The organism is Variovorax sp. Root411 (assembly GCF_001425205.1).
Classification (GTDB): Bacteria; Pseudomonadota; Gammaproteobacteria; order Burkholderiales; family Burkholderiaceae_C; genus Variovorax.
In genome coordinates this window covers 21,061-33,801 of record NZ_LMDW01000005.1, presented here as the reverse complement: position 1 = coordinate 33,801, position 12,741 = coordinate 21,061, and the positions used below count along the sequence as shown (strand labels likewise).

Annotated in this window: 11 protein-coding genes; 8 read left to right on the top strand and 3 right to left on the bottom strand. The window is 69.0% G+C overall.

What is annotated here, in order from left to right:
* Positions 1–16 precede the first annotated feature (16 nt).
* The 3 genes from ASC92_RS09620 to ASC92_RS09610 are packed head-to-tail and all read left to right on the top strand — an operon-like array spanning position 17 to position 3,547.
* Positions 17–970: a Gfo/Idh/MocA family protein gene (locus ASC92_RS09620; protein ID WP_056513896.1), complete on the top strand. Its 954-nt coding sequence runs from the start codon at positions 17–19 to the stop codon at positions 968–970.
* Complete coding sequence (locus ASC92_RS09615; protein ID WP_056513894.1) at positions 967–2,073, top strand: DegT/DnrJ/EryC1/StrS family aminotransferase; 1,107 nt, start codon at positions 967–969, stop codon at positions 2,071–2,073. The genes ASC92_RS09620 and ASC92_RS09615 overlap by 4 nt, the downstream gene beginning before the upstream one ends.
* Before the next feature lie 46 nt (positions 2,074–2,119).
* Complete coding sequence (locus ASC92_RS09610; RefSeq protein WP_056513890.1) at positions 2,120–3,547, top strand: hypothetical protein; 1,428 nt, start codon at positions 2,120–2,122, stop codon at positions 3,545–3,547.
* 15 nt (positions 3,548–3,562) lie between these two features.
* Here the strand turns inward: ASC92_RS09610 and ASC92_RS09605 are convergent, their stop codons facing one another.
* A complete protein-coding gene (locus ASC92_RS09605) occupies positions 3,563–4,054 on the bottom strand; it encodes a hypothetical protein (RefSeq protein WP_056513885.1) in 492 nt (163 codons plus the stop codon).
* Between the two features lie 179 nt (positions 4,055–4,233).
* Between ASC92_RS09605 and ASC92_RS09600 the strand changes: the two genes are divergently transcribed.
* From ASC92_RS09600 to ASC92_RS09580, 5 genes are all read left to right on the top strand, one after another.
* Entirely contained in the window at positions 4,234–5,766 is a 1,533-nt protein-coding gene (locus ASC92_RS09600) for a class I adenylate-forming enzyme family protein (RefSeq protein ID WP_082519560.1), read from the top strand.
* The gene (locus ASC92_RS09595; protein WP_056513878.1) at positions 5,747–6,877 is read left to right on the top strand and encodes an SLC13 family permease; all 1,131 of its coding nucleotides are present in this window, start codon (positions 5,747–5,749) and stop codon (positions 6,875–6,877) included. Before ASC92_RS09600 ends, ASC92_RS09595 begins: the two co-directional genes overlap by 20 nt.
* Positions 6,878–6,955: 78 nt before the next feature.
* A complete protein-coding gene (locus ASC92_RS09590) occupies positions 6,956–7,621 on the top strand; it encodes a helix-turn-helix transcriptional regulator (protein ID WP_056513873.1) in 666 nt (221 codons plus the stop codon).
* Between the two features lie 198 nt (positions 7,622–7,819).
* Complete coding sequence (locus ASC92_RS09585; RefSeq protein ID WP_056513870.1) at positions 7,820–8,659, top strand: DMT family transporter; 840 nt, start codon at positions 7,820–7,822, stop codon at positions 8,657–8,659.
* 76 nt (positions 8,660–8,735) lie between these two features.
* On the top strand, positions 8,736–9,059 hold the full coding sequence (locus tag ASC92_RS09580; RefSeq protein ID WP_056513866.1) for a hypothetical protein: 324 nt from the start codon (positions 8,736–8,738) through the stop codon (positions 9,057–9,059).
* Between the two features lie 7 nt (positions 9,060–9,066).
* Here the strand turns inward: ASC92_RS09580 and ASC92_RS09575 are convergent, their stop codons facing one another.
* Together ASC92_RS09575 and ASC92_RS09570 are read right to left on the bottom strand one after the other, a co-directional pair.
* The gene (locus ASC92_RS09575) at positions 9,067–10,071 is read right to left on the bottom strand and encodes a fimbrial protein (protein WP_056513862.1); all 1,005 of its coding nucleotides are present in this window, start codon (positions 10,069–10,071) and stop codon (positions 9,067–9,069) included.
* The gene (locus ASC92_RS09570; RefSeq protein ID WP_056513859.1) at positions 10,068–12,728 is read right to left on the bottom strand and encodes a fimbria/pilus outer membrane usher protein; all 2,661 of its coding nucleotides are present in this window, start codon (positions 12,726–12,728) and stop codon (positions 10,068–10,070) included. Before ASC92_RS09570 ends, ASC92_RS09575 begins: the two co-directional genes overlap by 4 nt.
* Positions 12,729–12,741: the final 13 nt, after the last annotated feature.

The following is a 12,741-nucleotide window of genomic DNA, read 5'->3' as shown; positions in this document are numbered from 1 at the left end:
ATCCGTCGATGCCTCGATGACCTTCACGACGCCTGCCAGCGACGACAGCCCGACCGCCATCGCCGCCGATACGGCAGCCGCGAGCCCGGTCGACGCCGCACTGGCGCATGCGATCGTGGGCCTTGGCCGCTTCGGCGGCGTCCATGCCCGCAAGCTCCTCGCCCTGCGCGGCTTCCAGCTGAATGCCCTCGTGGATTGCTCGTCGTCGGCCCGCGCCGGCGCAGAACTCGCGGCGCTGCCATTGCTGTCCAGCCTTGACGACCTGCCGCCGGGCATCGCGTCGGCCACCGTTGCCACCAGCGACGACGCGCACGCCGAGGTTGCCCTGTCGTTGATGCGGCGCGGCTGCCACGTGCTGGTCGAAAAGCCGCTCTGCATTGACCGGCACGACGGTGCCCTGATGATCCGCACGGCGCGGCAATGCGGCGTGACGCTGAGCACCGGGCATATCGAGCGCTTCAACCCGGTGTTCGACACCGTGGTCCTCGCCCGGCTGCGCAATGCCGCGGCAAGCCACCGCCAGGACCAGCGTCCGTTCATGCGGTTTCGCCGCTATTCGACGCGCATTGCCATGGCCAGGGAGAGCGTGCTGGACCTGATGGTGCACGACCTCGACCTGTTCGCCTGGGTGTGCGCGATTCCCGCGGAAGCGCCAATGGAAGTGCTCGCACGGCACGTCGACGCGCACAGCGTGCGTGCGCGCGTGCGGCTGGGCACGCTGGTCGCCGAATTCGAGAGCGGCTACGCCAGCACGCCGGCGATCGCCCGGTTGCAGGTGTGCGACGGCCACCAGGAGCAGTTGCTGGACCTGCGCAGCAGCGCGCGTTCGACGACGACGACCGGCGACGACGCCCTGGCACGGCAGTACCACGGCTTCAGGCGCGCGATCCTCGGCCAGGCCAGCCGCGTCGCGTCGGGTGCCGATGGCCTGGCGGCCGTGACCCGGGCTTGCCAGGTACTGCACGCATGAAGATCCCGCTGTTCCGGTCGGCCGCATCCGCCGAGCCGAGAGCCGCGCACCTGGCCCAGTCCCTCGCCGCAGTGCTGCGCAGCGGCGTGTACATCCTCGGTCCGCAGGCCGAGGCTTTCGAGGCACGGCTGTCCGGCCTGCTGCAAGGCCGCGAGACCGTGGCCGTGGGTTCGGGCTCCGAAGCGCTTCTGCTGGCCTTCAAGAGCCTCGGCATCGGCAACGCGGGCGGAGGAGACGCGCTGGACGAGGTCCTGCTGCCGAGCTACACCTTCGTCGCCTGCGCGGAAGCGGTGCTCGCTGCGGGCGCGCGGCCGGTCTTCGTCGACAGTGCGCCGGACGACTTCCTGCCGACGCTCGCGCATTTCCGCGACGCCCGCACGCCGCGCACCCGCGCGATCCTCGCGGTCGGCCTCTTCGGCGACCCGAGCGGCCTGCCCGAACTGGCCGCCTACTGCCGCGACGAGAAGCTGTGGCTGGTCGAGGACGTGGCGCAATGCCTGGGCGCCCATGCCGCCGGCACCTGGGGCGACGCCGCGGCGATGAGCTTCTATCCGACCAAGACCCTCGGCGCCGCCGGCGACGCCGGTGCGCTGGCCTTCAGGGACCCGCAGCACGCCCGCAAGGCCCGGCTGCTGCGCAACCACGGCTACGCCGACGGCCGGCACCACTGCCTCGGGCACAACAGCCGCATGGACGAATTGCAGGCCTGCCTGCTCCATGCCGCGCTGGACGATTTCCCGGACAACATCGCGCGACGGCGCGCCATCGCGGCGCGCTACATGACGGCATGGGCGGACTGTCCGATCGGTTTGCCGCGAGACTCGGCGAGCCACGCGTGGAACTATTTCGTCATCACCCTGCCCGGCCCCCGCGAACGCGCGGCCTTCGCGGCGCGGCTGGCCGCATCCGGGATCGCCACCCGCGTCTACTACGAGCAACCGCTGCACCAGCACGAGGCGCTGCGGCCCTGGCATGGCACCGGCGCCCTGCCGCACAGCGAGAAACTGGCCGGCTGTTCGCTCGCATTGCCGCTCTATCCGATGCTCGGCGACGAGGAAATCGAGTACATCATCGGCGTCGTGCGGCAAGCCTGCGGCACATAGCGGCGGCCAACGCCGCGGGACCACATCGAAAGGGAGAACGGATCAGATGGCCACCATCCTGACCACGCTGGCCACGCGCCCCGTCGAGGGCCTGGTCGAGAACCACGCGGCCTACGCGCGCCGGTACGGCTACGCGCACCGCATCGCCGGCAGCACCCACGTGTGGGGTCCCCGCCAGCCGGTCTTCTTCCGCTACCACGCGATCTACCAACACTTGGCGCAAGCCGATGAGGGCAGCCTGCTGCTGGTGCTCGACCAGTTCGCGGTCGTCTACTGGCCCCGACCGCTGGAAGAGGCGTTCGACGGCATTGACGCGCTGGTCTGCGCGCAACCCGACGACGACGCGCTCTGCAACACCAGCATGCTGCTGCTGCGCAACACGGCGGGGGTGCGCGAGCAGGTGCGCCAGTTGGTCGACCATGTCTCCCACTGGGCGGTGCGCATCCTGGAGGACAACGAGCAGCCCGAGAACGCGCTGGTCGCCCATGTCTTCCCGCCCCGCCCCTGCGCCCTTCCGCTGCCCAACGGCATCCACGCCAACGTGCAGGCCAACTGGCCCGCGGGCAGCGACTACGAATCGATCGCGGGCGTGCGCCCGCTGGTGGCCAGCGACGCGCCCACCTGGCGCCGCACAGGCGCCGGAAATCAGTGGACGCCGACGCTGGACTACGACTTCCGCGGCGTGCAGAACCTCGTCGAGGACGCCGCGGCCCTGGCCGCCGGCGAACGCCCGCCCTTCCTCGTGCTCGCCGGGACCACGCCACCGCCCGAGGACGACCTGCACCTGAACCCCGGCGCGCGCATCGCCTTCGTCAGCATCTACACGCAACACATCGCCAGCTACGGCCGCATCCACGAAGAAAGCCTCACTCGCTACTGCCTGCGCCATGGCTACGGCTACCACCTCTACCGCAAGGTGCCCGACTTCGCCAACGGGCTGACAGGCTCGTGGGCCAAGCCGCACGTCATGCGGCGCCACCTCGCGGAGCACGAGTTCCTGCTGTGGATCGATGCGGACATCCTGGCGATGAACCAGTCGCTGCGCATGGAGCCGCTGGTCGACGGCCGGCAGGCGCTGGTGGGCAACGACCACACGGCCTGGAACATGAACTCCAGCGTGGTCGGCGTGCGCAACACGCCCGCGATGCACGCGCTGGTGGAAGACGTCTGCCGGCAGATCGAGGCCGCGCCCGACCGCTCGTCGGTGCACGCCAACGGCGGCGACCAGACCTACTTCGCGAATGTCTTCAATGCCCACAGCCTCGTCACCGAGGCCCAGGTGGTGGACACGCTGTCGCTGGACGCGCCCGCGATCTACGCGACCACCGACAGCCACTTCGTGCATTTCCCCACGCAGCTCACGCCGCAGCGCGCGGCATCCATGCACTTCTGGAACCGGCGCAGCCTGGCGCGCGATGCGCACGAGCGCGGCGGCGACACGGCGCAGCCCGAGACCACCGCGTCGTTTTGCTGACCGGGCCGCGCGGCCTCAACCGCGCGTGGCGTTTTCCTTCATCTTCGCCAGCGCGATGGCAATCGCCGCGCCGCCCAGCGTCTTGATCAGCCCCGAATGCTGTGCATAGAACTGGCTCACCTCGTCGATCACGCCCGCGTGCTGCTGCTCGGCATGCGCGGCGATTTCGGTCACCTGCGCGGGCGACAGCTGCGAGGCCTGGTCGGGCGTGACCTGCGTCTGCCCCGGCTGCAGCATGCGGCCGAGCACACCGCCCGCCAGTGCCGAAGCGGCGGCCGGGCCCAGCGTCGCCAGGATCTGGTTGAGCAAGCCGGCCTGCTGCTGCGGCGACGACTGGCCGAACAGCTTGCCCACCATGTCGCCGAAAGGCGGCGTCTGGTCGGAGCGCATGGCCGCGGCGAGCCCCGCGCCGAGCTCGTCGGTGGAGGCGTGCTGCGTGACCTCGTCGATGTGGGCCTCGGCGTTGTGGGGGCCGATGGCCTGCTGGAGGATGTCGAGTAAACCCATGGGTGCTCCTTGCCCGAATCGGGATGCTTCGGTTGCCGGCATCGTGGCCCCGCCAGCCTGAGCGGCAACTGACGGCGTCGCCTATGCGCTGGCAAGGAAAGGCAGGTCCGCTATCCTGCCGGCTGGCCAAGAAGAAGGAAGGAATGACCTTGCACACGCACCCTGCCGTTCAAGCCGCGATGGAACGCGATTTCGGCGCCATTGCCGATCTGGTCCGCCTCCATGCGCAACACACCCCCGACCACGCCGCGCTGGCCGATGCCGGGCGCACGCTGGACTACCGCGCGCTCGACGCGCTGATGGACCGCGTCGCGGCCGGCCTGCAGCGCGACGGGCTCCAGCCCGGCGACGCCATCGCCATCTGCGCCTCGTCGTCGGTGAACTACGCGGCGGTGTTCCTGGGCGCGCTGCGCGCGGGCGTCGCGGTGGCCCCGCTGGCGCCCGGCTCCACGCCCGCCAGCCTGGCCCGCATGATCGAGGACGCCGATGCGCGCATCCTGTTCAGCGACGCCTCGGCCGCCGAGGTGATCGGCCCCGCGAAGCAAGGCAGCATTGCACGCATTGCGCTCGACGGCTCGAACGTGGGCCGCGACATCGAAAGCTGGCTCGCGCCGGCCGGTGCGCAACCCAAGGCCGTGGAGACGCAGCCTTCGTGGCCCTTCAACATCATCTATTCGTCAGGCACCACGGGCGAGCCCAAGGGCATCGTGCAGGGCCACGGCATGCGCTGGGCCCACGTGCAGCGCGGCGCCAAATACGAATACAGTCCCGACACCGTCACGCTGCTGTCGACACCGCTGTACTCCAACACCACGCTGGTGGTGTTCTTCCCCACCATCGCCTTCGGCGGCTGCGTGGTGCTGATGCCCAAGTTCGACGCGCTCGGCTACCTGCAGCTGGCCGAGCAACGCCGCGTGACGCACACCATGCTCGTGCCGGTGCAGTACCAGCGGCTGATGGCGCACCCGCGCTTCGACGCACACGACCTGTCGTCGTTCCGCTTCAAGTTCAGCACCAGCGCGCCCTTCAACGCCGCGCTCAAGGCCGACGTGCTCAAGCGCTGGCCCGGCGGGCTGATCGAGTTCTACGGCATGACCGAGGGCGGCGGCACCTGCATCCTGGAAGCACACCTGAACCCGACCAAGCTGCACACGGTAGGCCAGCCCGCCGAGGGCAGCGACATCCGCCTGATCGACGAGGAAGGCAACGAACTGCCGCGCGGCAACACCGAGGTGGCCGGCGAGGTGGTGGGCCACTCGGGCGGCATGATGACCGGCTACCACCGCCAGCCCGAGAAGACGCGCGAGGCCGAATGGTTCGACGCCACCGGCAAGCGCTTCATCCGCACCGGCGACGTGGGGCGCTTCGACGCCGAGGGCTTCCTTACGCTGTTCGACCGCAAGAAGGACATGATCATCAGCGGCGGCTTCAACATCTACCCGAGCGACCTCGAAGCCGTGCTGCGCGGCCATGCGGCGGTGGCCGACGTGGCGGTGATCGGCGTTCCGTCGGAGCAATGGGGCGAGACGCCCGTGGCCTTCGTGGTGCGCCGCGAGGGCGACAGCACCACCGAAGACGTGCTGCTGCAATGGACCAACGCCCAGCTCGGCAAGACGCAGCGCCTGGCACGCCTCTCCTTCATCGAAGAGCTGCCGCGTAGCGCCATCGGCAAGGTGCTCAAGCGCGAACTGCGTGAACTCGTCGCCCGCTGACATCGCGGCGGCGCCGCCCGAGCACGGTGGCGGCGGCAACGGCCTGCTGTGGGTGCTGGTCGCGGTCGCCGTCGTCTTCGCGTTCCTGCGCCCGCGTGCACCGATGGACTGGCTGCGGCTGGTCGACTGGCAGACCGTGGGCGCGCTCGCGGGGCTGCTCGCCATCACGCAGGGCGTCGAGAAGAGCGGCATGCTGCAGGCCGCCGCCCAGCGCCTGCTGGCGCGCACGCACAACCAGCGCAGCCTGGCGCTGCTGCTGGTTGCCAGCGCGGCGTTTCTCTCCGCGCTCGTCACCAACGACGTGAGCCTGTTCCTGCTGGTTCCGCTGACGCGCGTGCTCGCCACGCAGGCGCATCTGCCGCTGGCGCGGCTGGTGGTACTGGAAGCGCTGGCGGTGAATGCGGGCTCGGCGCTCACGCCCATCGGCAATCCGCAGAACCTCTATCTGTGGCACCGCTCGGGCGAGAGCTTCTTCGCGTTCATGGGGATGATGGGGCCGACGGTGGCGGTGATCCTTTTCTGGCTGTTCGTCGCCACCTGGCTGCTGGTGCCGCGCACGCCCATTGCGCTCAAACCCGAAACCGGAGCCGCGCCGGTGCAGCCGCGCTTGCTGTGGCTGGCTGGTGCGCTGTTCGTCGGCTTCGTGGTCGCGCTCGACCGGCATTGGCTGCTGGCGGGCCTGGGCGTGGTGTTCGGCGTGTTCCTGGCGACGTACCCGCGCGTGCTGCGCGGCATCGACTGGGCGCTGCTCGCGATCATCGCGCTGATGTTCGTGGACCTGCGGCAGTTGGCCGAGCTGCCCACCATTGCCGCGCTGCTGGGCCACTGGCCGATTGCCGAGGGATGGCGTGCGTACCTCGCGGCCATCGTCGTCTCGCAGTTCATCAGCAACGTGCCGGCGGCGATTCTGCTCGGCGGCTACGTGCACGACCTGCCTGCGCTGGCCGCGGGCGTGAGCGTGGGCGGCTTCGGCTGCGTGCTGGGCTCGCTGGCCAACCTGATCGCGCTGCGGCTGGCCAAGGTGCCGCACGGGCTGCGCGAGTTCCACCGCATCAGCGTTCCGTTTCTGATCGTGTGCGCGGCGTCGGCGGTGCTGCTGCGGTTGGGGTGACGGCAGCAGCCGGCGGCCGGAGAATCGGCGCCTTCGCCTCCCCCTTCTTCCCATGCACACGCCGGCCACGCACAGGACATGCGCAACTACGGCGACTCGCACGGCAGCCACGCACACGACCATTTCCAGGTGCTGATCGGCCTCGACGGCGTGCTGGAGATCGAAGTGGGAGGCCGCGGTGCCGGCATCGGCGTGGGCGAGGCGCAGGTGGTCGCACCCGGCGACCGGCACGACTTCAGCGCGCGCAAGCAAGGCAGCGTGTGCCTGGTGCTCGACACCACACACGCGGCATGGGCCCGCTGCGCCGAGCGCGCACCGCCCGACGCGCCGCAGTTGCACGCGCTGGCGCGCTACCTGGCGCAATGCCTGCGGCAACCGCAGGCCTCGGCCCTGGCCCTGCAGAACGGCCCGGCGCTGCTGCTGGAGGCCTGGAACCCCGCGCCGCCCTCTCATTCGGATTCACGCCGCCGCCGCATCGATTGGGCCGTGCTCGCCGACTGGGCCCGCGCCCGCTGGCACGAACCGCTGGGCGTGGCCGACCTGGCCGGTGCGGCCTGCCTCAGCCCGAGCCAGTTCGCGCAGCGCTGCCGCGACGAACAGGGCATGGGCGCGATGCACTGGCTGCGCTCGCTGCGGCTGGCGCATGCACGCGAGCTGCGGCTCGGCGGAATGAGCGTGGCCGAAACGGCGCGCCGCACGGGCTACCGCTCGCCATCGGCGCTGACCGCTGCATTGCGTCGCTGATCCCCGCATTTCTCCCTCCCCTTCCGGGGGAGGGCCGGGGTGGGGGCACGACGGCCTCTGAAAATGCGCGGCTTCTGATCGAAGGCTTGCCCCCATCCCGGCCTTCCCCCGGGAGGGGAAGGAGCAAGACCCCATACCGTCGTTGCGCGACGACGAACCGTCATTGCAAGACGACCGCATCGCGTAGCCTCGACGTCCATGTCGTCGACCGTCTACGCCCTTCTCGCCATCGCCCTCTGGACCACGCTCGCCTCGCTCGGCACGGCCTTGTCCCACCTGCCCCCGTTCCTGCTCACCGGCCTCGCGCTCATCATCGGCAGCGTGCCGAGCTGGCCGCTCGTGCTGCGCGACCGCCGCGCATGGAAGGTGCCGCCGCGCACGCTGGCGCTGGGCATCTACGGCTTGTTCGGCTACCACTTCCTGCTGTTCATCGCGCTGCGCTACGCCCCGCCGGTCGAGGCCAACCTGGTCAACTACCTGTGGCCGCTGCTCATGGTGGTGCTGGCGCCGGTGCTGCTGCCGGGCGTGTCGCTGCGGCCGCTGCACCTGGTGGCGGGCTTGCTGGGCTTCGCGGGCGCGGCCGCCGCGATCCTCGGCGCAAGGGGTGGCGCCACGGCCGTCACCGGCTACTGGGGCTTCCTGCCGGCGCTGGCCTCGGCCTTCGTCTGGGCCAGCTACTCGCTGTGGACGAAGCGCGTCGCGGCCTTCCCGACCTCCGCCATCGGCCTGTTCGGGCTGGTCTCGGGCCTGCTTTCGCTGGCCTGCCATGCGGTCCTCGAACCCTCCGTGGCGCTGTCGGGCCGCGACTGGCTGCTGCTCGTGCTGTGCGGCCTCGGCCCGCTGGGTGCGGCCTTCTTCGTGTGGGACATGGCGCTCAAGCGCGGCGATGCACGCCGGATCGGCATCCTGAGCTACATCACGCCGCTGGGCTCGACCTCGCTGCTGCTGCTCGTCACCGGCAGGCCGCTGACCTGGACCATCGTGCTCGCGGCCTGGCTCATCATCTCGGCCGCAATCATGGGCACGCGCGCACGCTGAATCAGGCTGTATCCGACGGATTGCCCGCTTTTTTCTGGCTAGAGTGGGGGCCAAGGAAAAAAAGGAGCCAATTCCCATGGACAGCAAGAACAAGAGCGAGGATCTCGAGATCACGCCCAAGCTGGTGTTCGACCTGAACCTGGCGCTGTACCTCGACCTCGTGGCCGCGCTGGAGGGCGCGGGCGCCGTCACCTACCGCCAGATGGCGGCCCGGGTGCTGAACATCAGCATGGACGCGCGCAGCGACGGCGAATCCGGCCTGTCGACGGTGCTCGAAGGCATCGCCAAGGGTTTTGCGGGCCACGGCGACGGGCTGTCGATCGAGCTGCTGAAGGCCGCGCGCGGCCTGCGTGAGGACGAAGCGATGGGCGACATTCCCATGCGCCCCGACGAGAACTGAACGCCGGCTATTTGTAATCGAGGGTGAAGGTGGCCGTGCCGTCCGCGCGCCCCGGCGTCACCTTGTCGCCCGTCTGGTAGTAGCGCGCGGTGTACGGCAGCACATAGTCGCCATCCTTCGACGGGCCGATCGGCGCGTCTTCGCCGAACTTGACCGGCAGGCTCTGGTTGTCCATCACCTGGATGCCGACGCCGGTGGCAGTCCCCGTGCCGTCCTGCGTGATCTTCAGCACGCCTCGTTCGTTCGACGGGTCCGGCGTGGCATCCATGCGCAGGTAGACGCTGTTCTGCATGTTTTGCCCGGCCTGGCAGTTGAGCTTGATGTTGAAGTTGCGGTCGCCGGTGGTGGAACCCCTGCCCTTGAAGTTGCTCTGGGGGACCCTTCCGAACTGCACCGAAATGTTCCGGGAGCCCAGGTCCACCGAGCATGACGGCGTGACGATGGTGATGCCATTGCCGGAGAGCACGGTGGTCAGCATCGACACACCGTCGCCGTCGCCGTAGTACCTGGTATAGGTTCCCGAAGCCAGCGGTCCGTTGCCGGTAGCGGCCGCTGTCTTGATCAGCTCCACCTGGAACTGTGTTCCCACCCCGAAGTAGACGTAGTTGGCTCCGCGCCAAAGCCGATGCGGGTAGTTCACGGTCAGCGTTGCGTCGATCACCCGCGACAAGCGTATGCCGACACCTGGCACCGCCGTCGAGTAGATCGTCGGATCGCTCGGCATGGGTGCCCCCTGCAGCATCTCCCCGATGAGCGTGCCGCCGCCGCCCTGGAAGCAGTCGAACACGTACTCCGATATGCCTTTGGTTGGAATAGGAAACACCTTCCTCGCGATCACGGCCCCAACAGGCAGATCATTGGAAATGACCACTTTGCCCATGTCCATGATGATGAGCTTCTCCGCTGTACCTGGGTAGTGCGTGCACACCGCCCAGGCGCCTTGCGCGCCGAGCAGCGCCCCCGCTGCCACAACGGCAATACGCATGAGGCCAGAAGAAATGCTGCGGCTCATTCCGTTCCCTTTGGATGTTTGTCGTTTGGCGTGGGGGCGGCTGTGGGGGCGGGGTCGCATTGGCCGCTCAGCTCGCGGATCGGCGGTGGGTTCTTTTCTTCGGGAAGGCTGTAGGGCACGACACACTGGTCGGTCTTGCCCGTCCCCCATCGCACGGTCAGGCGGCCGGTGCTGCCCGCGCCGGTGACGAAAGCCTGCCCCTCTGGACCGACGATGCCGACCTCCTGGCCCGCCTCGTTCTCGACCTTCGAGCCCAGGGGCAGCATGCGGCCGTTCGGGTCGGCCAGCGTCATCAGCAGGCGGAAGCCCACCGAGGTCTCGAACTTCGCGAGCACCACGGCGCCGCGCGTGGGCACCACCTCGGTCGCTGCGTTCTTCACCTCCACCGTGTCGCCGAGGTCACCGGTGCGCAAGGCGACCCGGTTCAGCCGGTACGGGGTCAGGTTGGGAACGACTGCGTGGCCGGCCCAATCGGTCGCCACGCCAGGCTGGGACTCGATGCCCACGCCCTGCGCCTTGGGCGCCTGGACCAGCCCCACGGTCTCACCGAGTGGCTGCGACAGCGTGACCCCGCCGCCGTGCACCAGCACACCGCCGGCCATGCCGAAGGTGCTCTGGCCGTAGCCGCGGCCTTGGGAGTGACCGACGTCGAAGCGACCGGCCTGCGAGAGGTAACTCGCACTCGCGCTGCTGCTGCCGCCGCCGTGGTTCGTGTTGCCGGCCGTCACGTTGTAGCTCAGGCGGCTGTCGTCGAAAGCCGAGCCGTAGACGCTGGCCTGCTGGTTGATGCGGCCGGTGCTGTCGCGGGTGACGGCGTACTGCGCGCTGGCGCGGGTGTCGCCCAGCGGAACGCTCAGCGTGAACATCACCTGGCGTACCGGCGTGCGGTTCAGGCTGGTGGTGTGGTTGTAGAAGACGCTGTAGCCGAACTGCTTGTAGTTGCCCGAGTAGCCCAGTTGAACCAGCCGGTCTTTCGCGCTGGTGCCCCAGTAGCTCTGCTGGCGCGCGGACGCGAACACCGTGCCCAGTTCGCCGATCTGCTGCGAGAGCTCGAAGCGGACCTCGTTGCGGCGGCTGTTGAACGACTCGAAGGGTCGCAGGTCCTGCATCTGTACCGCTTCCTGGAAGGTGCGGTAGCCGCTGGTCGAATAGCGGTAGCCGGCCACGCGAAAATTGGTGCCCGAATCGAGAAAGGCCTTCGAGTAGAGGAAGCGCAGCGACTGTCCGCCGTACGTCGTCACGCCGTGGGCGGGTGTGCGGTCGGTGGTGCGCGCGCTCGACAGGTCGACCGACACGGCCCCGAAATCGCGCAGGTTCTTGCCCACGCCCACGAGCATCGACTGGTACATGTTCGCCATCAGCGCGCCGCCGTAGAGCGAGAACTCGTTGCCCAGGCCTCGCGCCAGCGTTGCCTGGATGAAAGCCGGCTGCGAGAGGGAACGCCGCATGCCCGGTGTGCCGCCGTGATAGCCGTTGCGGTATTTGCCGGCGGTGGCCGAATAGCGCCAGGTACCTTCGCGCAGCAGCGTGGGCACGGCCGAGAAGGCCTGGGTGTACCGGGTCTGCCGGCCATCGGCCTCGGCAATGGTCACCTCGAGGTCGCCGCTCGACGCGGTGGGGTAGAGGTCGTCGATGATGAACGGGCCCGGCGCCACGAAGGTGCTGTAGACGACGTAGCCGTTCTGGCGCACCGTGACGCGTGCGTTGGTCTGCGCCACGCCACGGATGGTGGGCGCGTAGCCTTGCTGGCTGTCGGGCAGCATCGCGTCGTCGGACGACAGCTGCACGCCGCGAAACGGCAGGCTGTCGAAGAGGTTGCCCGGCGTGTTGCCGTCGCCGATCAGCAGCCGGCCGTTGATCGATGCGAGATCGCGTTGCGCGTAGGTGCTGATGCCCTGCCAGCGGCTGCGGCCATCGATGCCGCGGTTGTAGGTCGAGAAGTGGCGCAAGCGCCAGTCGCCGTGGTTGAAGCCAGCGCGCAGGCCCGCGAACAGGGTGTTGCGCTGGAGGGTGTTCCTGTTGCGATCGGCAAAGGGATTGCCGTCGAACACGTTCTGCGGCATCGCAAAGGGGTTGGCATCGCTGCGGTAGCGGTTGCCGCTGTAGCGCGCGAAATTCAGCTGGTAGTCGAACATGCCGGCGGTGATGCCCTTGTCCCATTTCTCGGGACCGACCGCCCCGCGCGCCGAGCGCTTCAGCGCCGCCTGCGGAATGCTGACGAACAGGCGCTGCTTGCCGCCGTCGTAGGTGAACGCCGCATCGGGAATGGTCGCAGCCAGGTCGACGCAGGCATCGTCCGCGGCGCTCGCCAGCGCGGGGAACACCGCCACGTTGACGCCCCAGTCGTCGAGCATGGGGCGCGTGATGCAGGGCACGGCGTCGTTCTTGCCGTCCTTCTCGACGAAGCTGATTTTGGTTTGTCCGGCGCCGCGTTCGTTGAGCGACACGTCGACCATGTACTTGCCGGCCAGCACGCGGTTGCCGAAAGAGAAAAGCGACAGGTCCGCGTGCGGCTGGTCGCCGCCGATGCCTAGGAACTCTTCATTGAAACTGGAGCCGGCCACCTGTTGTTGCGCATGCCCGGGCAGGCCCACGGCGCCCAGCAAGGCGGCGCATATCGTCAGCCGGAACGGCGCGAAAGCGGGTGAGCAACGCATGGCGGTTCGTCCC